This window comes from Roseivivax halodurans JCM 10272 (assembly GCF_000521785.1).
Classification (GTDB): domain Bacteria; phylum Pseudomonadota; class Alphaproteobacteria; order Rhodobacterales; family Rhodobacteraceae; genus Roseivivax; species Roseivivax halodurans.
The window spans coordinates 15,284-36,299 of sequence record NZ_JALZ01000018.1 but is presented as its reverse complement, the minus strand read 5'-3'; the positions used below and the strand labels follow the sequence as shown (position 1 = coordinate 36,299).

20 protein-coding genes are annotated in these 21,016 nt (G+C 66.8%); 11 read left to right on the top strand and 9 right to left on the bottom strand.

From position 1 onward, the window contains the following. The first annotated feature begins 54 nt into the window (after positions 1-54). The 5 genes from OCH239_RS14860 to OCH239_RS14840 all read left to right on the top strand — a co-directional run bounded on the left by OCH239_RS14860 (position 55) and on the right by OCH239_RS14840 (position 5,947). Positions 55-1,197, top strand: coding sequence for a lytic murein transglycosylase (locus tag OCH239_RS14860; protein ID WP_037264323.1), 1,143 nt, complete (start codon positions 55-57; stop codon positions 1,195-1,197). Positions 1,198-1,288: 91 nt separating this feature from the next. After that, positions 1,289-2,800, top strand: a complete 1,512-nt coding sequence (gene gpmI, locus OCH239_RS14855) for a 2,3-bisphosphoglycerate-independent phosphoglycerate mutase (RefSeq protein ID WP_037264321.1) — start codon at positions 1,289-1,291, stop codon at positions 2,798-2,800. Then, a complete protein-coding gene (locus OCH239_RS14850) occupies positions 2,797-3,912 on the top strand; it encodes a murein hydrolase activator EnvC family protein (RefSeq protein ID WP_037264319.1) in 1,116 nt (371 codons plus the stop codon). The genes gpmI and OCH239_RS14850 overlap by 4 nt, the downstream gene beginning before the upstream one ends. A gap of 7 nt (positions 3,913-3,919) precedes the next feature. Further along, complete coding sequence (locus tag OCH239_RS14845) at positions 3,920-5,338, top strand: S41 family peptidase (RefSeq protein ID WP_051489504.1); 1,419 nt, start codon at positions 3,920-3,922, stop codon at positions 5,336-5,338. 126 nt (positions 5,339-5,464) lie between these two features. Continuing rightward, positions 5,465-5,947 carry an RNA pyrophosphohydrolase gene (locus OCH239_RS14840; RefSeq protein ID WP_037264315.1) on the top strand — a complete coding sequence of 161 codons (483 nt, stop codon included), beginning with the start codon at positions 5,465-5,467 and terminating at the stop codon, positions 5,945-5,947. 131 nt (positions 5,948-6,078) lie between these two features. On the opposite strand, the gene OCH239_RS14835 is transcribed toward OCH239_RS14840, so the two are convergent. From OCH239_RS14835 to dapD, 7 genes are all read right to left on the bottom strand, one after another. After that, on the bottom strand, positions 6,079-7,365 hold the full coding sequence (locus OCH239_RS14835) for a lytic murein transglycosylase (protein ID WP_037264312.1): 1,287 nt from the start codon (positions 7,363-7,365) through the stop codon (positions 6,079-6,081). Positions 7,366-7,496: 131 nt separating this feature from the next. Beyond that, a complete protein-coding gene (gene rnr / locus OCH239_RS14830) occupies positions 7,497-9,806 on the bottom strand; it encodes a ribonuclease R (RefSeq protein ID WP_037264363.1) in 2,310 nt (769 codons plus the stop codon). Between the two features lie 70 nt (positions 9,807-9,876). Then, the gene (gene dapE / locus OCH239_RS14825; protein WP_037264309.1) at positions 9,877-11,022 is read right to left on the bottom strand and encodes a succinyl-diaminopimelate desuccinylase; all 1,146 of its coding nucleotides are present in this window, start codon (positions 11,020-11,022) and stop codon (positions 9,877-9,879) included. 82 nt (positions 11,023-11,104) lie between these two features. After that, a complete protein-coding gene (locus OCH239_RS14820) occupies positions 11,105-11,437 on the bottom strand; it encodes a hypothetical protein (RefSeq protein WP_051489503.1) in 333 nt (110 codons plus the stop codon). A 121-nt stretch (positions 11,438-11,558) separates the two neighbouring features. After that, complete coding sequence (locus tag OCH239_RS14815; RefSeq protein ID WP_037264304.1) at positions 11,559-11,801, bottom strand: GlsB/YeaQ/YmgE family stress response membrane protein; 243 nt, start codon at positions 11,799-11,801, stop codon at positions 11,559-11,561. Between the two features lie 74 nt (positions 11,802-11,875). Continuing rightward, positions 11,876-12,904: a sodium:calcium antiporter gene (locus tag OCH239_RS14810; RefSeq protein ID WP_037264300.1), complete on the bottom strand. Its 1,029-nt coding sequence runs from the start codon at positions 12,902-12,904 to the stop codon at positions 11,876-11,878. A gap of 266 nt (positions 12,905-13,170) precedes the next feature. Then, positions 13,171-13,998, bottom strand: a complete 828-nt coding sequence (gene dapD / locus OCH239_RS14805) for a 2,3,4,5-tetrahydropyridine-2,6-dicarboxylate N-succinyltransferase (RefSeq protein WP_037264297.1) — start codon at positions 13,996-13,998, stop codon at positions 13,171-13,173. Between the two features lie 129 nt (positions 13,999-14,127). On the opposite strand from dapD, the gene OCH239_RS14800 reads away from it, so the two are divergent. Both OCH239_RS14800 and OCH239_RS14795 read left to right on the top strand, forming a co-directional pair. Then, the gene (locus tag OCH239_RS14800) at positions 14,128-14,970 is read left to right on the top strand and encodes an LOG family protein (protein ID WP_037264294.1); all 843 of its coding nucleotides are present in this window, start codon (positions 14,128-14,130) and stop codon (positions 14,968-14,970) included. Positions 14,971-15,055: 85 nt separating this feature from the next. Continuing rightward, complete coding sequence (locus OCH239_RS14795) at positions 15,056-15,655, top strand: exopolysaccharide biosynthesis protein (RefSeq protein WP_037264291.1); 600 nt, start codon at positions 15,056-15,058, stop codon at positions 15,653-15,655. Between the two features lie 10 nt (positions 15,656-15,665). Here OCH239_RS14795 and OCH239_RS14790 read toward each other — a convergent pair whose 3' ends face one another. After that, positions 15,666-17,546 carry a nucleoside-diphosphate sugar epimerase/dehydratase gene (locus OCH239_RS14790; RefSeq protein ID WP_037264360.1) on the bottom strand — a complete coding sequence of 627 codons (1,881 nt, stop codon included), beginning with the start codon at positions 17,544-17,546 and terminating at the stop codon, positions 15,666-15,668. Positions 17,547-17,929: 383 nt separating this feature from the next. Between OCH239_RS14790 and OCH239_RS14785 the strand changes: the two genes are divergently transcribed. From OCH239_RS14785 to OCH239_RS14775, 3 genes are all read left to right on the top strand, one after another. Continuing rightward, positions 17,930-18,952, top strand: coding sequence for an aspartate-semialdehyde dehydrogenase (locus tag OCH239_RS14785; RefSeq protein ID WP_037264288.1), 1,023 nt, complete (start codon positions 17,930-17,932; stop codon positions 18,950-18,952). Positions 18,953-19,156: 204 nt separating this feature from the next. Then, positions 19,157-19,342: a hypothetical protein gene (locus tag OCH239_RS14780; RefSeq protein WP_037264285.1), complete on the top strand. Its 186-nt coding sequence runs from the start codon at positions 19,157-19,159 to the stop codon at positions 19,340-19,342. Between the two features lie 122 nt (positions 19,343-19,464). Beyond that, positions 19,465-19,764 carry a hypothetical protein gene (locus OCH239_RS14775; protein ID WP_037264282.1) on the top strand — a complete coding sequence of 100 codons (300 nt, stop codon included), beginning with the start codon at positions 19,465-19,467 and terminating at the stop codon, positions 19,762-19,764. 4 nt (positions 19,765-19,768) lie between these two features. Here OCH239_RS14775 and OCH239_RS14770 read toward each other — a convergent pair whose 3' ends face one another. Further along, complete coding sequence (locus OCH239_RS14770; RefSeq protein WP_037264279.1) at positions 19,769-20,422, bottom strand: carbonic anhydrase; 654 nt, start codon at positions 20,420-20,422, stop codon at positions 19,769-19,771. Between the two features lie 152 nt (positions 20,423-20,574). On the opposite strand from OCH239_RS14770, the gene OCH239_RS14765 reads away from it, so the two are divergent. After that, on the top strand, positions 20,575-20,958 hold the full coding sequence (locus OCH239_RS14765; RefSeq protein ID WP_037264277.1) for a hypothetical protein: 384 nt from the start codon (positions 20,575-20,577) through the stop codon (positions 20,956-20,958). The last annotated feature ends 58 nt before the right edge of the window (positions 20,959-21,016 follow it).

Below are 21,016 nucleotides of genomic sequence, written 5' to 3'. Positions count from 1 at the left end.
CCCCATGCCGCACCTGTCGGCACACTCCCGGAAAAATCGGGCAGGAGACGCATCATGCTAATGTCGAGACGATGGATCACGCTCGCCGGAGCCGCGGCGCTGGTATCGGGATGCGGCGGAGGCGTTCGTCCGGCTTCGCTCGCACCAGCGGCCGATCCGACGCTGCAACCCGCCCCGAATCCGGGCTGGGACGCCTGGGTCGCAAGCTTCCGCCCGCGGGCTCAGGCTGCGGGCATCTCGGGCGGTGTGCTTGACCAGGGATTTCGCGGCGCCGGGTATCTGCCAGGCGTTGTCGAGCGCGACCGCGACCAGACCGAGTTCTCGCGCACGCTCGAGGATTACCTTGCCATTGTCGCCAACGAGGAGAAGGTCCGCACCGGCCGAGCGCGGCTCGCGCAGCGCGGGGCGCTCCTTTCGGAGATCGAGGCGCGCTACGGCGTGCCGGCCGAAGTGGTCGCGGCCGTCTGGGGCATGGAGAGCAATTACGGCGCGCGGCGGGGCGACATCCCGGTCGTCTCGGCAACCTCGACGCTGGCCTATGACGGACGCCGTGGTGCGTTCTTCGAGCAGCAGCTCCTAGCGGCGCTGCGCATCCTGCAGCGCGGGGACGTCGCTCCGGGCAGTCTCACCGGCTCATGGGCCGGGGCGATGGGACATACCCAGTTCATCCCGACGACGTACCAGGCCTATGCGGTCGATTTCCGCGGCGACGGGCGGCGCGACATCTGGTCCGAGGATCCGACCGACGGGCTGGCATCGGCGGCGTCATACCTCGCCTCCTCCGGCTGGCGGCGGGGCGAGCCCTGGGGGCAGGAGATCACGAGCGCGAATCCCGGGAGCGGCGGCCGCGTGATCCAGCCCGAACCGGGAGGTCCTCAATTCCGCGTCTTCCGCAATTTCGATGTGATCAAGCGCTACAACAACTCGACGAACTACGCGATCGGAGTCGGGCACCTGTCCGACCGTCTCGCCGGCGCGGGTCCCCTGAGCGGCTCCTTCGGTCCCGACCGCTTCGGGCTTAGCATTGAGGACCGCAAGGAGATCCAGCGCCGCCTGACCGCGCAGGGCTTCGATGCCGGTGACCCGGACGGCGTGCTCGGATCGCAGACCGAAGCCGCGATAGAGGCTTACCAGCGCAGCGCCGGTCTGCCGGTGACCGGACAGCCGTCGCGCGACCTCCTGGCGCGCCTGCGCTAGGCCCATCGGAACGGCACCTGCGGCGCGGTTCCTTTTCACCGGCGGGGTGAGCCTGTAAGCCGTGGCAAACGGTTGAAGCGAGGCGTGACCCATGGCGAAACCCGTAGTTCTGACGATCCTCGACGGCTGGGGCCTCTCGGACAGCCGCGAGGGGAACGCGCCGGCGCTGGCCAAGACGCCGAACATGGACCGGCTGATGGCCGAGTGCCCGAACGCGACGCTCGTCACCCATGGGCCCGATGTGGGGCTGCCGCGCGGTCAGATGGGCAATTCCGAGGTCGGGCACACCAATATCGGCGCGGGCCGGGTGGTGGCGATGGATCTCGGCCAGATCGACCTCGCCATCGAAGAGGGAAGCTTCTTCGAGAACGAGGCGATCCTCGGATTTGCGGAGACGGTGAAGGATGTGGGCGGCCGCGCGCATCTCTTCGGAGTGGTGTCGGACGGCGGCGTTCACGGCCATCTCGACCACATCGCCGCGGCGGCGCGGCTGCTGGCGGACAAGGGGCTCGACGTGATCGTTCACGCGATCACCGACGGGCGGGACGTGGCCCCGAAATCCGCCGACGCGTTCGTCCCGGACCTCGAGGCGAAGCTGCCCGGTGCGGCAGGGATCGGAACGGTGATCGGGCGTTACTTCGCCATGGACCGCGACAACCGGTGGGACAGGGTGAAGACCGCCTACGACGCGATCGTCTCGGGGCAGGGCGAGCGCGCGGAGAGCGCCGGGGCCGCAGTCGCGCAGGCCTATGAGGCGGGCAAGTCGGACGAGTTCATCCCCGCGACCGTGATCGGGGACTATGCCGGGCTCGCCAAGGGCGACGGGCTCTTCTGCCTCAACTTCCGCGCCGACCGCGCGCGCGAGATTCTCGCCGCTCTCGGTGCGCCGGACTTCGACGGGTTCGAGCGGGACAGGCCGGAGCTGTCCGCCCTCCTCGGCATGGTCGAGTATTCGCAGGCCCATGCCAATTACATGACGACGGCCTACCCCAAACGCGAGATCGTCAACACGCTCGGCGAATGGGTGGCCAAACACGGGCTCACCCAGTTCCGGCTCGCGGAGACCGAGAAATACCCGCATGTCACCTTCTTCCTCAACGGCGGCAAGGAGGCCCCGGAGGAAGGTGAGGACCGCAACATGCCGAAATCGCCGGATGTCGCGACCTACGATCTGCAGCCCGAGATGAGCGCACCGGAGGTGACCAGGTCCTTCGTCGACGCGATCGGGAAGGGCTACGACCTCATCGTCGTGAATTACGCGAATCCCGACATGGTCGGGCATACCGGCGATCTCGATGCCGCGATCGCGGCCTGCGAAGAGGTCGACCGCGGGCTGGGCGAGGTCCTCGCGGCTCTGAAGACGGCGGGCGGAGCGATGATCGTCACCGCAGACCACGGCAATTGCGACGTGATGGTGGATCCCGCGACCGGCGGCGCGCACACCGCGCACACGCTGAACCCGGTTCCGGTGATCCTCGTGGGCGGCCCCGAGGGGGCGCGGCTTAGCGACGGACGGCTCGCCGACCTCGCGCCGACGCTTCTCGAGCTCATGGGGCTCGACCAACCCGGGGAAATGACGGGGCGGAGCCTCATCGCGCGATGATCCGTGCGGCGCTTCTCTCGCTCCTTCTCGCGGGGCCGGCGGCGGCGCAGGATGCCGGCGCCGCCGCAGCGGTGCGGGCTGCCGCGGAGGAGCTCGAGAGAGCGCAGCTCCGGCTCGAACGGGCCGAGGGTGCAGGGGACCGCGTCAAGGCGCTGACGGCGACGGTGCGCGCCTTCGAGGCGGGGCTCGCGGGCGTGCGCGACAGCCTCCGCACGGCTTCGGGTCGCGAGGCGCAGATCTCGCGCAGATTGGCGGCACGCGAAGGCGAGGTGGCGCGGCTCCTCGGCGTTCTGCAGACGCTCTCGCGCGCGGAAACCCCGCAGCAGCTCCTTCATCCGGGTGGACCGATGGGCGCGGCGCGGGCGGGCATGCTCGTCTCCGCGGTCACTCCGGCCCTGGCGGAGGAGGCCGAGGTGCTCAGGCGCGACCTCGAAGAAGCAGAGACGATCAGGGCGCTCCAGCGGAGCGCGGAAGCGCGACTGACCGAGGGCCTTGCGGGCGTGCAGGCGGCGCGGGCCGAGCTCAGTCGGGCGATCGCGGACCGGACCGACCTGCCGAAGCGCTTCACCGAAGATCCCGTTAAGACCGCAATCCTGATCGGCGCGAGCGAGACGCTGACGGCTTTCGCAAGCGGCCTCGGCAACATTCCCAAGGGCGACGAGGCGCCGACCGACGTCGATATCCGTCATCTGAAGGGTGAGCTGGCGCTGCCGGTCCCGGGGCGGATCCTGCGCGAGGCGGGGGAGGCCGATGCGGCGGGGATCGAGCGCCCGGGCATCGTCATCGAGACACCTCCGCAGGCTCTGGTCACGACGCCGGTGCCGGCGACTTTGCGTTATCGGGGGCCGCTGCTCGACCTGGGTCTGGTGTCGATCCTCGAGCCGCAGCCGGATCTGCTCTTCGTCTTCGCCGGCCTTGGAACGGTGTACGGCGAGATCGGCGAGGTGATGCCGCAAGGAGCGCCGGTCGGGCTCATGGACGGACAAGAGCCCGCGCCGTCACCTTCGGGTGATGGGGCTTTATCTCCGGCTTCGGACACGCTTTACATGGAAGTCAGAGAAGGACAGCGCCCCGTCGATCCGCTGACGTGGTTCGCAACCGACAAGGGATGATATCTCAATGAAACGTTTCCTCATGGCCGCGGTTGGCGGAACGCTCGCCGGCGCGGTCGCGACTACCCAGTTCGTGGGCCCGCTGCTTGCGCAGGAAAGCGACAGTTCCTCGAGCGTCTACCAGCAGCTCGATCTCTTTGGCGACATCTTCGAACGCATCCGCGCCGATTACGTCGAGCAGGTGGACGAGAAAGAGCTGATCGAGGCGGCGATCAACGGGATGCTGACCTCGCTGGACCCGCATTCCTCCTACCTCTCTCCCGACGACGCGCAGGCCATGCGGGTCCAGACGCGCGGCGAATTCGGCGGCCTCGGCATCGAGGTCACGCAGGAGGACGGTTTCGTGAAGGTGGTCTCGCCCATCGACGGAACGCCCGCTGCCGAGGCCGGGATCGAGGCCGGTGACTTCATCACCCATGTGGACGGCGAGTCGGTCCTGGGCCTGAATCTTGACGAGGCCGTCGATCTGATGCGCGGGCCGGTCGGTTCCGAGATCGTCATCACCGTCGTGCGCGAAGGCGAGGAAGAGCCCTTCGACGTGACCATCACCCGCGACACGATCACGCTGACCGCGGTGCGGGCGCGGACCGAAGGCGACACCGTGGTGCTGCGCGTGACGACCTTCAACGACCAGACCTTCCCCAATCTCGAGGAGGGGCTCGCCGAGCAGGTCGAGGCCGCGGGCGGCATGGAGAACGTCAACGGCATCGTGCTCGATCTGCGCAACAACCCGGGCGGATTGCTCACGCAGGCGATCAAGGTGTCGGACGGCTTCCTCGACGCGGGCGAGATCGTCTCGACCCGGTCGCGCGATCCGCAGATGGGAGAGCGCTTCAATGCCACCGAAGGCGATCTCGCCGACGGCAAGCCGATCGTCGTTCTGGTCAACGGAGGCTCCGCCTCGGCTTCCGAGATCGTGGCGGGCGCGCTGCAGGACCACCGCCGGGCGATCGTCGTCGGCACCAAGACCTTCGGCAAGGGCTCCGTCCAGACGGTGATGCCGCTGCGCGGGGACGGCGCGATGCGCCTGACGACGGCGCGCTACTACACCCCGTCCGGCCGCTCGATCCAGGCGTTGGGGGTCTCGCCCGACATCATCGTCGCGCAGCCGCGACAGCCGCAGAACGAGGAGGCCGAGGGCGAGGAGGAAGACGGTCCCGCCAGCCTCCCGAGCCGCACCGAGGCGGATCTTCGCGGTGCGCTCGACAACGATTCGCTATCCGAAGACGAGATCCGGCAGATCGAGGAGGATCGCGCCCGGGCCGAAGAGGCGGCGGCGCTCCGCGAGGAGGATTACCAGCTCGCCTACGCGATCGATATCCTCAAGGGCCTCGCGGCGCTTGGCCCCGAGGCCGCCCGCGCGGCGATGGAAGCGCAGGCCAATGCCGGCGTCGGCTCGGAGGACGAGTCGACCACCGAGAACTGAGGCTTCGGTGCATTCTTAATGAACGCCCTGCCGGACCCCGGCAGGGCGTTTTTTCGTGCGATCCGGCTGGATGGCAGGTCTCGCGCGGGATAGGTCCGCGTTCAGGTCACCAGACGGAGCTCCGCGATGACGCCAGAGGAAATCGAAGCGCTGCCCTATCGCCCCTGCGTTGGCGTGATGCTCGTGAATGACGAAGGACATGTCTTCGTCGGGCAGCGGCGGGACATGGAAGGCCGCGCCTGGCAGATGCCGCAGGGCGGCGTCGATCCGGGCGAGAGCCCGCGCGAGGCGGCCCTAAGGGAGCTTCGGGAAGAGACGGGTGTGACGGCGGATCTGGTCGAAATCGAAGCCGAGACCGGGGAGTGGATCACCTACGATCTTCCCCACGACCTCGTGCCGCGGATCTGGAAGGGCCGGTTCCGCGGGCAGGAGCAGAAATGGTTCCTGCTGCGCTTCCGGGGGGCCGACGATCAGATCGACATCAACACCGAACATCCCGAGTTCTCGGAATGGCGGTGGCTGCCGGTCGACCGGTTGGAGGCTGAAATCGTGCCCTTCAAGCGCGAAGTCTACGCGCAGGTGGTGGCCGCGTTCCGCGACCGGATCTGAGCCGCGCGCCGCGAAGGTCGGAGCCTCCGGCGGGGATATTTTCGTCAAGAAGAAGAGCCCGACCTTAGTGCGGACGGCCGCGCATTAACCTTGATGGGCGTCAAGGTTAACGCGATGTTCGGCATCCGGTATCAGCGCAGGCGGTCGAGCAGGGAGAGCGAGGCGTAGCCGTCGGGGGCGAGGCCGCTGGCGCGCTGGAAGTCCCGCAGGGCCGCGACGGTGCGCGGGCCGATCCTGCCGTCGACGCCTGCCGTGTCGAAGCCGCGGGCACTCAGTCGGCGCTGCAGCTCCTGCCGTTCGGCGAAGGTCAGGCCGCGCTCGTCGGCGGGCCATTCGCTTCGAATCGGACCCTTTCCGGCAATGCGGTCGGCGAGATGCCCGACCCCCATCGCATAGGCGTCGGAGGGGTTGTAGCGCTTGATGACGTCGAAATTCTTGAAGGTCAGGAACGCCGCGCCGCCCGATCCGGCAGGCAGGAAGAGCGAGGCCGAGCCGAAATCGCGCACCGGCTCTCCGTCGATCCCGACCACGCCGAGCCCGGCCCAGTCGGACGGCATCTTGCGTGTGTCGCGCCCTGCGAGCTCGAAATCGAAGCCCTGCGGCAGCTGCACCTCGACGCCCCACGGCATTCCGGGGATCCATCCGTGATGCGAGAGATAGGCCGCGGTGGAGGCGAGCGCATCGGTCGGATCGTCCGACCAGATGTCGCGGCGTCCGTCGCCGGTGAAATCGACGGCGAGCGACTGGTAGGAGGTAGGCATGAACTGGGTGTGGCCCATGGCTCCGGCCCAGGAGCCCGTCATCGCATCGGGCGTGGTGTCGCCTGAGGCGAGGATCTCGAGCGCGGCGATCAGCTGCGCCTCGAAGAAGTCGCCGCGGCGGCCGTCATAGGCGAGCGTCGCGAGCGCGCTCACGATCGGCGTGTCGCCCCGGTAGGATCCGTATGCGCTCTCCATGCCCCAGATCGCCAGCACCGCTTCGCGGTCGACATCGTAACGCGCTTCGATGCTAGCAAGCGTGTCGGAATGCGCGGCGAGCTTGGCCTGGCCGGTCTCGATCCGGCTGTCGGAGACGGCACTGCCGAGATATTGCCAGATGGTCTTGGTAAATTCCGACTGGCGGCGGTCCTTCTCGATCACGTCCGGGAGGTAGCTCGCGGTGGCAAGGGCGGCATCGAGGGTTGCCGCGGGGATGCCCGCGGCACGCGCCCGTTCGCGGAAGCCGTCGGTCCAGACCGCGAAGCCCGGATGCGCCGCCTCTTGGGTCACGGGCGTTTCGGAGAGGGTCACAGCGCTGCGCGTCACCAGCTCGTCTTCGGGGCGGATCTCGGGACGCAGGGAGCGGTCCAGAACCTGGGCATGGGCGGCCTCTGTGAGAAGTACGGACGCGAGAGCGCCGAGGGTCAGTCGGACGATCATGGGAATACCTGCTGCTCTGCTCGTTTTGAGGCAGAGTAGCAAAGGGATCGCAACCTCGGAAGCACAGGTTTCGCTTGACAGGCGAAGCTGTACTTTACGTGAACGCAACGCGTGCGCGTCCGGTTCCCCCGTCAGGTCCGCGCGCTGCGTTTCCGTTTGGTCGCGGTCTTGGCGTCCTTGCGCTTGGTCCGCACGAGCTTGCGGCGCTCGGGCGCCTTGCCCTTGGGACCTTTGCCTTTCGGGACATGCTGGCCGGGCTTGCCGCGACGCTGCGTCCGGCGCGGGCCGCGATCGATGTCCGCCTCCTCCAGGGTCAGAAGCTCGAGGCCGATGCCCCCTGTGACGGGTGCCGCCTCCACAAGCTTCACCGTCGCCCTCATGCCGGGCATGACGATCGTGCCGGTATTGGCACCCATCAGCGTCCCGGCGTCACGGTCGAAATGGAAGAATTCGTTGCCGAGGTTTCGGATCGGCACGAGCCCGTCGGCGCCGGTCTCGTCGAGCTTCACGAAGACGCCGAACTTGGCGACGCCCGAGATGCGGCCGGTGAACTCCGCGCCGATCCGCTCTGACAGATACGACGCAAGGTAGCGGTCGGTGGTGTCGCGCTCTGCAGTCATCGAGCGGCGCTCGGTTTCCGAGATATGGGTCGCGGTCGCGTCGAGCTTCTCTATCTCCTGTTCGGAGAGGCCGTCCTCGCCCCAGCCATGCGCCGTGACCAGCGCGCGGTGCACGACGAGGTCGGCGTAGCGGCGGATCGGCGAGGTGAAATGCGCGTAGTTGCGCAGGGCGAGACCGAAATGGCCGAAATTCTTCGGGCTGTAATAGGCCTGCGTCATCGCGCGGAGCGTGGCGAGGTTGATGAGCTCGCTCTCGTCCCGACCCGCGGCTTCGTGCAGGAGGCGGTTGAGATGCGCAGTCTCGAGCACCTGTCCCTTGGCGAGCGTGAGGCCCGCAGCGTCGGCGGTGTCGCGCAAGGATTCGAGCTTGTCCTGCGGCGGCTCCTCGTGGACGCGGAAGAGGAGCGGGGTCTTCTTCTCGATCAGCTTCTCCGCTGTGGCGACGTTGGCGAGGATCATAAACTCCTCGATCAGGCGGTGCGCGTCGAGCCGTTCGGTGAAGTTGACGCTTTCCACGACACCGTCCTCGCCGAGCCGGATGCGCCGTTCGGGCAGGTCGAGGTCGAGCGGCTGGCGCCGCTCGCGCGCCGACTTGAGCGCGGCATAGGCGGCATAGAGCGGCTCGATCACCGTCTCGACGAAGGGCGCGGTCTTTTCGTCCGGATTGCCGTCCTTGGCAGCCTGCGCCTGCTGGTAGGTCAGCGAGGCGGGCGAGCGCATCAGGCCGCGCACGAAGCGGGCCGATTTCTTCTCGCCCGAGGCGTCGATCACGATGCGGGCGGCGATGCAGGCGCGCGGCACTCCCTCGTGCAGCGAGCAGAGATCGCCCGAGAGGCGGTCCGGCAGCATGGGCACGACCCGGTCGGGAAAATAGCTCGAATTGCCGCGGCGGCGGGCCTCGCGGTCGAGTTCCGAGCCCGGGGTCACGTAATGGGCGACATCGGCGATGGCGACCCAGATGACATGGCCGCCCTCGTTCTTCGGGTCGGTGTCGGGTTCGGCGAATACCGCGTCGTCGTGGTCGCGGGCATCCTCGGGGTCGATCGTGACGAGCGGCAGATCGCGCAGATCCTCGCGGCCGCTGAGCCCCGCAGGCTTCATGCGGTCGGCCTCGGCCAGCACCTCTTCGGGAAAATCGTCGGGGATGCCGTGCTGATGGATCGCGATGAGCGAGACGGCCTTGGGTTCGGTCGGATCGCCGATGCGCGCCGTGATGCGGGCGCGGGGCAGGCCGAGGCGGCCCTTGGGACCGGCCTGCTCGGCTTCCACGAGCTCGCCCTCCTTCGCGCCGCCGGTTGCATCAGGGGCGACGGTCCATTCCGTCGCGGCGCCCTTGTCGATGGGCAGGATGCGGCCGCTTTCGGAATCCTTGCGGAAGATGCCCACCACTTTGCGGGGGCTCGAGCCGATGCGGCGGATGACCCGCGCCTCGTAATTGTGCCCGTCGCCGTGCACCGCCGTGAGCCGCGCGAGGATGCGGTCGCCCTCGCCGAGCGCGGGGTCGGAGGCCCGCGTGATCACCAGCACCACCGGCTCCACCCCTGCGCCGTGCCATTCGAGCGGCTGGGCGTAGAGATCGCCGTCGCGGCTCGGTGCGCGCACCTGCAGCACCGAGACCGGCGGCAGACGGTCGGGATCGCGGTAGGTCTTCTTGCGCTTCTCGAGATGCCCTTCGGCCTCGAGCTCCTTCAGGATGCGCTTGAGGTCGATGCGGTCGGCACCCTTGATGTCGAACGCCTTGGCGATGTCGCGCTTGGCGGTCAGGGTCGGGTTCTCGGAGATCCAGTCGAGGATCTGCGCCTTGGTGGGAAGCTGGCTCATGGCCCGCAGGTAGCACGCGGAGCGGGGGTCGTCATCCGGGAAGGTGTAACGGTCCGGGCGGACGGCGCCCTCAGGCGAAAAAGTCGCGCAGGATCCGCGCATAGACCGCCTTTAGGCGGCGGATGTCCTCGGTCGCGACGCGTTCGTCGACCTGGTGCATGGTCTGGCCGACGAGGCCGAACTCGACCACCGGGCAGTGATCCTTGACGAAGCGCGCATCCGAGGTGCCGCCGGTGGTCGAAAGCGCGGGGGTGACGCCGGTTTCGGCTTCGACCGCCTTCGTGACGAGATCGGAGAGCGGGCCGGGCGGGGTCAGGAAGCTCTCGCCCGAGATCCGGGCGGTGACCTCGGTCGCGGTGCCGAACTCGACGTCGATCTCGGCCGCAACGGTCTCGACCCAATCGACGAGCGAGGCGCCGGTATGAAGGTCGTTGAAGCGGATGTTGACGCTCGCGCGGGCTTCGGCCGGGATCACGTTGGTCGCCGGGTTGCCGGTATCGATGGTCACCGGGGCGAGCGTCGAGGGGTCGAAATGGTCGGTGCCCTCGTCGAGCCTGCGGGACGAGAGCCGGTCGATCAGCCGCGCCATGGCGGGCAGCGGGTTCAGCGCCCGGTGGGGATAGGCGGAATGCCCCTGCGTGCCCCGCACGGTCAGATGCGCGGTCAGAGAGCCCCGGCGGCCGATCTTGATCATCTCGCCGAAGGTCTCGGGGCAGGTCGGCTCGCCGACGAGGCAGGCGGACATGCGCTCGCCCTCCGCCTCCATCCAGTCGAGAAGGGCGCGAGTGCCGTCAATCGAGGGGCCCTCCTCGTCGCCGGTGACCGCGAGGATCAGAGCGCCGTCCGGCGGCGTGTCGGTGACGAAATCTATGGCGGCGGCGGCGAAGGCGGCGACGCCCGATTTCATGTCCGTCGCGCCGCGGCCCCAGATCTGGCCGTCGGTCTCGATACCCGAGAACGGATCGTGCGACCACGAGGCGGGATCGCCCACCGGAACGACATCGGTATGGCCGTTGAAGCCGAAGCTGCGGTCGTGACCCTTCTCGCCCCAGCGCGCGAAGAGGTTGCAGACCCCGCCCCGGTCGACACGGATGCAGGTGAAGCCGGCGGCGCTCAGATGAGACGCGAGCAAGGTGAGGGCGCCACCCTCCTCGGGCGTGACCGAGGGACAGCGGATGAGGTCCTGCGTCAGGGCGACGGGATCTGTGGCGGACATGGGGGCCTCCGGGGTGGAACCAGAGCGCCCTATCGTGGATCGCCGGGACCCGCAAATATTGGCGCGGTCCGGTCCTTGGAGGTCAGTCGTCGCCCGGGAAGAAGGGCGTCACCTGCGCGACGATGACGGAATTCTCGGCGAGCGCGCGGGCCATGAGCTCGGCCTCGTCCGCCTCGATCTCGTGGCCGGCCTTGCGGCGCTCCTCTTCGGTGCCGTAGCCAGTCACGTCGAGCGGGGCCATGTCGGCCTGCTTGAGGATCGCGACGGTCTCGCGAACCGCTTCGGCCTCGTCGACGCCCGATGCGTAGCACATGAGCGCGGCGCCGGTCGCGGCATCGGGCAGGCCGTCGCCGGCCTTGCGTCCGACCTCGACCACGAGGGTGTAGACCTGCTGGGTGCGTGGGGATTTCGCCATGTCCGTCCCATGGACGGAGCGGGCGGGCCTGTCAATCGACGGGCGCGCGCGCGGCGCTGTGGGTCAGAAATTCTTTCGAAAGGTCGGGCGGACCGATCCGGACCGGTCCGCCCGTTGACGATCAGCTCTTTACCGCGCGCCAGGCGGCGATGAGACCGCACGCGCCGATGATCGCGACGATCAGGTAGGCGATCCAGTTCGACGGCTCGTAGGCGCCGAAGAGAACGCTGAGAATGAAGTTCAGGACGGCAGCGCCGACGATGCCGAGAATGATGTTCGTGAGCAGACCGTGGTCGGCTCCCATGATCTTCTCCGCGATCCAGCCGGCGAGCCCGCCGAGAATGATTGTGATGATCCAGCCCATATCGATGTCCCTCTTTATCGGTGGTTAACAAATCCCCCGGCCAACCGTTTGGCAGCCGGGGCGGTTCCCTCTTTTCAGCCAGTGACTTCGACGGTCAGCGCGGCAAGATAGACGGCCATCATCAGGACACTCTCGATGCCGATCCGGGCGGGCCCCTCGCGCTGGCGCAGGATCAGCCCGGCCAGCAGGATCGCGGTCATCAGCAGACCCGTGCCGAGCCAGTAGACGTCGTTCAGTTCGATCGCGTGATAGAGCGAGCCGTCTCGATAGGCCACGTCGCCGGCCAGCAGGAACAACGTGTCGAACGTGTTGCCGCCGATGATGCCACCGATCGCCAGCTGCAGCGCCCCGCGCCGCACCGCGACGAGCGTCGTGACGAATTCGGGCAGCGAGGTCACCACGGCGGTGATCAACGAGCCCACCAGAGAGGAGGACATCGAGAAGCGTTCGATGAACTGCCCGCCGGCCTGGCTGATGAACCAGCCGCCGACGCCCATGATCACCACGAGGCCGACGAAGCTGAGCGCCGGACCGCGAACGGACTTGTTGGGCTCGTCGCCGTCTTCGGGCTCGTCCCGGCGGGTGTCCGAGGTGCGGACCGGCCGCCACATCGGGTTTTCCTTCACCGTCGTCGAGAGTTTGACGCCGTAGAGATAGACGACGAACAGGATCACCGAGACCGGGTGGATGCCGAAATAGGCGATGTCCGGGCCGGCGATCGCGCAGAGCGGCACGCTGAGCAGAATGATCAGCATGACGGCCTGGAAGAGGTTCGCGGGCTCTGCGGCCGCGTGTTCGAGGTTGGCGCGCTTGTGCAGAACGTCGGCGATGGCGAGGAACAGCGTCTGCGCGGCGATCCCGCCGACCGCGTTCGAGAAAGCGTAGGAGGCGTCCCCCGAAAGGGCCGCATCCACCGAGACCACCACACCGGCGAGCGATGTCGCGGCGCCGAGGATGAGGCCGCCGGCCATCGCTTCGCCCATCTTGGTGCGGTCGGCGATGATGTCGGCGAGGGCGGTTGCGCGGATGGAAGCCAGAACGACCGCGAGACCCGCGATGGCAAAGACGGCGAAGAGGAGCGGTATCGAAAGGTTTGTCAGCATGTCCCACGCTTTTCGGTCACGCCGTCCAACGGGGGTACATGGCATTTAGTTTCATGAATGTTTTCGCAGGCTTCGGCCTGCCGCCCCATGCGGCATGGACGCGGCGCGATTGGACTCGCCCGCCCGGGACGTCCGGAGCCCCACAAAATGGGCTTTGCGATTGGAATGCGCTTCTCGCCGTTTACCCGCTGTTTTGCGTCGAGGGTCTGCCAGCAAGGCGATGGCCCTGGGCCCGCACCACACGCGGCGCGGGCCCAGGCACGAGGTCAATCGCGGAGCAGCTCGTTGATGCCGACCTTCGAGCGGGTCTGTGCGTCGACGCGCTTCACGATCACCGCGCAATAGAGGTTGAGGTTGTTCTTGGTCGGCATCGAGCCCGACACGACCACCGAATAGGGTGGCACCTCACCCGTGAAGACCTCGCCGGTCTCACGGTCGACGATCTTGGTGGACTTGCCGATATAAACGCCCATGCCGAGGACGGCGCCCTCGCGGATGATGCAGCCCTCGACGACCTCTGAGCGGGCGCCGATGAAGCAATTGTCCTCGATGATCGTCGGCTCCGCCTGAAGCGGCTCCAGCACGCCGCCGATTCCGACGCCCCCCGAGAGGTGCACGCCCTTGCCGATCTGGGCGCAGGAGCCGACCGTCGCCCAGGTGTCGACCATCGTGCCCTCGTCGACATAGGCGCCGAGGTTGACGAAGGACGGCATCAGCACGACGCCCTTAGCGATATGGGCGGACTTGCGCACCACCGCGTTCGGCACCGCGCGGAAGCCTGCCTCGCGCCAGCGGGTCTCGTCCCAGCCGGCGAACTTGCTGTCGACCTTGTCGAACCAGCCGCCGCCCTGCGGACCGCCCGGATGGACTTCCATGTCCTTGATGCGGAAGCCGAGCAGGACTGCCTTCTTGGCCCACTGGTTCACGACCCAGTCGCCGCCCTCGGGCTTCTCGGCGACGCGCAGCTCGCCGCGGTCAAGCGCCTCGAGCGTTTCCTCGATCGCCTCGCGGGTCTCGCCGCCGGTCACGGGGGTGATGTCGGCGCGGTTGTCCCACGCCGCCTCGATGGCGCTCTCAAGGGCCTTGGTGTCCATGGGTGTCCCTCCGGTGTCTGTGTCGAGCGCCTCATATCTCGCGCCTCGGCCCGTGGAAACCCTGACGGCGGCTGGTGCATTCTCGGCAGGCGAGCTAGCTGTGATGAAGCCCCGAGTTCCGGAGAGAGAATGACTGACGAGGACAAGAGCCAGTTCCGCCACGCCGATACCGACTGGGAAACCGCGCGGGCCGTCCCGGATACGCCGCAGACGCGGTCGCCGGCCTACCGCCTGGCCTTCGGCGACGAGGATTTCCTGCTGCGGCGCGAATTGCGCCCGGTGCGGCTGCAGCTCGAGCTGATGAAATTCGACCTGCTGCTCGACGAGGCGGAGATCGATTCGACCGTGGTGCTGTTCGGCGGTGCGCGGATCAAGCGCCCCGAGGAGAAGCATTCGGCCAAGACGCCTGCGCTCGCCGAGATGAGTCGCTTCTACGACGAGGCGCAAACCTTCGCGCGGATCATGACCGAGAAGTCGCTGGCGCGCGGCGGTCGGGAATTCGTCATCGCGACGGGCGGCGGCCCGGGCGTGATGGAGGCCGGCAATCGCGGCGCGCACGAGGCGGGCGGGCGCTCGCTCGGGCTCAACATCGTCCTGCCGCACGAACAGGCGCCGAACGAATACGTGACGCCCGATCTCGCCTTCAACTTCCACTATTTCGCCATCCGGAAGATGCATTTCCTGATGCGGGCGCGGGCGGTCTGCGCGTTCCCCGGCGGCTTCGGAACGATGGACGAGCTCTTCGAGACGCTCACCCTCGTGCAGACGGGGCGGATGAAACAGGTCCCGATCCTGCTCTTCGGTCGCGAATTCTGGGAGAAGGTGGTGAACTGGGACGCCTTCGTCGAGGCCGGAACCATCGCCGAGGCGGATCTCGACCTCTTCCGCTATGTCGAGAGCGCCGAGGAGGCGATCGAGATCATCGAGAATTGGGGTGTCCGCGGTCCGCGCGAGAAGATTCCGGACAGGTAGATTATCGGAAGCGGTCAGCGCGATCGGGCGGAACAGAGCCGCCCGGTTCTTGTTGGGACCGCAACATCAAAATCGGAGGTCGGCAATGCCGAGTGACAATTCCAGCCTCGGTGAAGTGGTCGGCGAACTGAGAGAGGCCTCCCGCGACTCGGGTGGCGATCGGGTCTGCGTCGGGGATCTTGTGGATGCGCTGGACGAGCGCGGCTTCGGCGCAGCGATGGCGATCCTGCCGCTGCTCGAGCTTTCCCCCATCGGTGGTATTCCCGGCTTCCCGACGCTCCTCGCGCTGACCCTCGGCGCGATAACGGTGAGACTTCTGCTGGGCTACGAACATCTCTGGGTGCCGGGTTGGATCCGTAAGCGCTCGCTCAGCTCCGCACGTGTCGAGAAGACGCTGGAATGGCTGACCCCGGTGGCCTCCCGCATCGACAAGCGGTTGCAGGAAAGGCTCACGAGGCTCGCGGGTCCGACGGGACAACGTGCGGCGTGCATCGTGATCCTCTGCTTGCTGGTGATCGTTCCGCCGCTCGAGGTCATTCCGTTCGCGACCTCCGCGCCGATGATCGTCATCGCGTTCTTCGGTCTCGGGCTGTTGTTCCGCGACGGTCTTCTGATGGCGATCGCGTTTGCCGGGTCGGTCGCTGCGGGGGCCTTCGCCGGCTGGCTGGTGCTCGGACCCGAGTGAGTCCGAAAAGTCAGCGGGACGCGGACTCCCGCGCATCGTGCGCGTCGTCCTCGGCGCGCTCGACCCAGCGCAGGATCACGTCGCGGGCCAGTTTCTCGTCGAGCGTGGCGATCGCATGCCGCAGGTCCTTCATTGCGGTCGCCATCTCGATCTCTGACAGGTAGCCCTCCTGGGCGCGCAGGATCTTGGGATGCGGCGTTGTGAGCATGTCCGAAGAGATCAGAAGCTCCTCGTGCAGTTTCTCGCCGGGCCGCAGGCCCGTGACCTTGATCTCGATGTCTCCGTCGGGATTCTGGTCGTCCTTGACCGAATGGCCGGCCCCCTCGATCATCTGGCGCGCAAGGCGCTTGATCGGCACGGGCTTTCCCATGTCGAGAACGAAGACGTCGCCACCGCGCGCAAAGGATCCCGCCAGGCAGACGAGCCGCGCGGCCTCGGAAATCGTCATGAAATACCGGGTGACGTTCGGATCGGTGAGGGTGACGGGACCGCCGCGCTCGATCTGCTCCTTAAAGAGCGGGATGACCGATCCCGAAGAGCCGAGAACGTTGCCGAAGCGCACCATGGAAAAGCGGGTATGTTCGGATCGCGTCGCGAGATCCTGGATCACCAGCTCCGCCAGCCGCTTGGACGCTCCCATGACGTTGGTGGGGCGGACGGCCTTGTCGGAGGAGACGAGAATGAAGCGCTCGACGCCGCCGTCGCGCGCCGCCTCACCCATGATCCGCGTTCCGAGCACGTTGTTCTTGAGGCCGGGCAGGGCGTTGCATTCGACGAGAGGCACGTGCTTGTAGGCCGCCGCGTGCAGGATGACGTCGATGCCGTTCTCGGCGATGACGCGGCGCACGGTTTCGTCGTCGAGGACCGATCCCAGGATCGGCACGATCTTGGGGCCTCGCGAAATCTCCCGCAGCTCCTTCTCGATCGTGTAGAGCGCATGTTCCGAGTGGTCGAGCAGCACCACGCAATGCGGTTTGCAGGCGATGATCTGACGGCAGAGCTCCGATCCGATGGACCCGCCCGCGCCGGTGACGAGGATACGGCGGTCGGAATAGGCGTGGCTGACGCCGGGGAGCTCGCTCTCGAGCCGGTTGCGGCCGAGGAGATCGTCGAGCGAGACGGTCTTCGGGCGCTCGCGCATTCCACCCTTGCCCACGAGCTCGGCGAAAGAGGGCAGGGCGTGCACCTCGCAGCCGATCTGGCGGAGGCTGTGGGCGATCTGCGCGAGTTTGGGCTGGCTGATTGACGGCATCGCGAGGATCACCCGGTCGATCCTCTTTTCCGCGACGAGGTTCTTGATCTGGGACGATGCGTAGACCGGCAGACCCGAGATACGTAGCGACTGGAGCGTCGGATTGTCGTCGATGAAGGCGACGGGATGGGCGTCGTAATCGCTCTTGAGCGCAGCGACAAGCTGCTGGCCCGTGCGGCCGGCTCCGTAGACCAGGAGGCGGATGTGCTGGTGCCCGCGGCGATAGATGTCGAGCAGCCATTGCCGCAGCAGGATCCGCCAGCCCGCGCAAAAGACGAGGTAGAGGAACGTGAATATCACGAAGACCTCGACCGGTACCGGGCGCCCCGCGACAAGGTCGATGGCGGCGCCGCTCGCACCGACCATTACGGCAAAAAACGCCGTCAGCACGATGCCTCGTGTCTCGTAGGCGTTGAGCTTGATCTTGGGAAGGCCCATGACGATCGAAAGCCCGGCGCCGACGATGAGCATTGCCCCGGCCACGGGAGCCGCCTCGATGACGACCGCAGGCGCGAGACGCACGTCGCCGTTAAGCGCCAGCGACAGCATGAAAGCGCCGACCGCCACAAAAAGATCAAGGCTTAGGAAGATCGCTTCCTTCTGGGGTCGTGTCAGGACTGTGACGAAGCGGAAGAGCATCGGAGACTCGAAGGCAGAACGAGGTTCGATTTTCGCCATGATCCGTCCGTGTCCCACATTCCGCTGCCCCCTGCGACATCGGCAGGCCGGGTGTTCGACACGCACATATTTCGCGCCGGCCCCGGGTATTATTCTTTCTGGCTATACGAGGCAGGGGGATAGCCAAACAAGTTCCCGCAAAGCGATTAGGGTGAAGCGTTGCATTTTGGGCGATACCTCGCCGACGCTCCTTGGCGTCAACGCCTGTTTTTTAGGCGATAGGCGCGCAATTAGTGCGCAAGAGGCTCTTTCCGGTAGGATGTCGACGGGATACATCCCCTTGGAATTCTTCAGGCGAGGCTATCAACGCCGACGCCGTCAGGTCATCCAAGGAGAGACCCGCCATGGGCTACAAGGTCGTCGTCGCCGGTGCCACCGGAAATGTGGGCCGCGAAATGCTCAACATTCTTGCCGAACGGGAATTCCCCGTGGACGAGATCGCCGCACTCGCGTCGCGCCGGTCTCTCGGAACCGAAGTGAGCTTCGGAGACAGGACGCTCAAGACGCAGGACATCGAGCAGTTCGATTTCAGCGGCTGGGACATGGCTCTGTTTGCCATCGGCTCGGACGCCACGAAGACCTACGCTCCGCGCGCGGCCGAGGCCGGATGCATCGTGATCGACAATTCCTCGCTCTACCGCTACGATCCCGACGTCCCGCTGGTGGTTCCGGAAGTGAACCCCGAGGCCGTCGACGGCTATTCCAAGAAAAACATCATCGCCAACCCCAACTGCTCGACCGCGCAGATGGTGGTGGCGCTGAAGCCGCTGCACGACCGAGCGAAGATCAAGCGCGTCGTGGTGTCGACCTACCAGGCGACTTCCGGTGCCGGCAAGGAGGGCGTCGACGAGCTCTGGGATCAGACCAAGGCGATCTACAACCCGACCGACGATGTGCCGCCGAAGAAATTCCAGAAGCAGATCGCCTTCAACGTCATTCCGCATATCGACGTCTTCATGGAGGACGGCTCCACCAAGGAAGAGTGGAAGATGGTGACGGAGACGAAGAAGATCATCGACAAGTCGATCAAGGTCACCGCGACCTGCGTGCGGGTGCCGGTCTTCGTCGGCCATGCCGAGTCGATCAACATCGAGTTCGAGGATCATCTCGACGAGGCCGAGGCGCGCGACATCCTGCGGGAGGCGCCCGGGATCATGGTGATCGACAAGCGCGAGGACGGTGGCTACGTCACGCCGGTCGAGTGCGTCGGCGATTTCGCGACCTTCATCAGCCGCATCCGTCAGGACAGCACGATCGATAACGGCATCAACCTCTGGTGCGTTTCGGACAATCTCCGCAAGGGCGCCGCGCTGAACGCCGTTCAGATTGCCGAGACTCTGGGCAAGCGGGTCCTGCAGAAGGGCTGAACTCTCGCTTCGAGAACCGAATTGCGCGGCGGCACGGACAATGATCCGCGCCGCCGCGTTTCGTTCCGGCATTCTCTTCTCTTGCCGCGGAAAAGCCGCTCTTCCGCCGGCGGTTCGCAGACGAGCGGCCAAAATGCGGACATGACTGCCCTGTAATGCTCGGCAGACGTCTCAGAGGAGGCGCGCCACGCCGGAGGAGGCCGCATGAACAACGATTTGTCCGATATTGCCCGGGGCCGACGTATCAGCGCGGTGACTGCGCGCGAGCTGGACCTCATCGCACATCATGCCCGCCCCGCCCCGAGCTCGCAGGTCCCCGCCGAGAAGCCGGCAACATTGCGCGAGGCGCTGCGCATGTTCTTGTCGCGCGTGACTCGGTGGATCGGCTGACGAGATTGGGCAGCGGCGTCGCGGCCACATCCCGCGGCGAATTTAGGCTCGCTCCGGACCTTTGTAGGCCGGTTGCTAACGCCAGTGCATATTACTCAAAACAGACGCGACGGAGGCAGAGCATGTCGCAATCCCCGACCCTTCCCGCACGCCGGGAAACCGAAACCCGTCTCCAGCTCGCGCGCGTTTTGCGGCCGTTGCTCGACGCCGCGACAGATTGGACGGGACTGGCCTCGGCGCTCGCTGCGCGCGGCTATTGCGTATCGTTCGCCGACGGCCGGCTGATGCTCTGGGATACCGTGGCGGACGCTCCGGTCTGCCTTGGCAGCGACATCGAGTGCCCACTTTCCTCCCTCGTGCCGCGCCTCGGTCGTCCCCGCTTGCGACTCGGGCGCGACGGCCGCAGCGCGGCGCTGGTCTGACGGATCAGACCGGCAGGAACCGGTCGGCGCCGGTGTCGTAGTATTCGAGGTCGCCCTCGCCGATCTCGGTCCAGAGCCCGTGCAAGGTCAGCTGCTGGGTGTCCACGGCCTCTTTCACGAAGGGGAAGGTCATCAGATTCTCGAGGCTCACGAGCACCGCTTCGCGTTCCAGCGCGCCGGGCTGCTCCGCTTCGGGAAGCTCCCGGGCGCTGACCCGGTCGTAGCCGGGACGCAGGAGGTCCATCCAGCGGCCGACAAAGCTCGACTTCTCCTCGAGCTCCGGCGCCCGGCCCGAGCACATGTCGAGGCAACCCTGCACCCCGCCGCACCGCGAATGGCCGAGAACGATCAGGTGCGAGACCTTGAGAGCGGTCACTGCGAACTCGATCGCGGCCGATGTGCCGTGCTGCGCTCCGTCGGGTTCGTAGGGCGGAACGAGGCTGGCGATGTTGCGATGAATGAAGAACTCTCCGGTATCGGCGCCGAAGATCGAGGTCACGTGCACGCGGCTGTCGCAGCAGGAGATCACCATCGCCTTCGGTCGCTGCCCCTCGGTGGCCAGACGCCGGTACCAGGCCGCGTTCTCGGCATGGGTCGTCGCTTTCCAACCGTGATAACGCTGGACAAGGAGCTTCGGGAGCGGCTTGGCGTGCTGCATCAGGGGCCTCCGTGAAGATGTGTCCGGATCGCGATACTGCGCTTTCGCGCTGAATTCGAGGGAAAAGCCTCTTGCCGGGAAACCTTTCGGGAAGGGGAGTTGGGGCATGGTCGATGTCGGGTTTGGGTAAGGTGGGTAGAGGAGAAACGGACATGATGCCCGAGACGCTCGTGATCCGAGACGAGGTCGTCACGCTCGATCTGGACCGGCTCGGAGCGTTACGCCCCGCGCCGGGTGATGCCGAGACCGAGGCACGGCTCGCCGCAGCGCTCGAGGCGCTCGCAGCGACGCTGGCGGACGTGGAATCCTGCTGGCGGCGCGACGATCCCGCGCAGATGCTTCGGGCGATCAGCGCGGCGCAAGGCCTCGCCGAACCGCTCGGCATGGTGAAACTCGAGGTCACCCTGCGCGCGGTCCGGGGCTGCCTCGTCTCCGGAGACGCAGTCGCGCTGGCCGCGACATTGGCGCGGATGCTGCGGGTGGGCGAACGCTCCCTGGCCGCGATCTGGGACCGGCATGGCATGCTCCTGCTCTGACGCGCGGTCGGTCGTCGAGACTTGCGCGGTCACCCCCTTGCGCGCCGGAGCGCGGGCC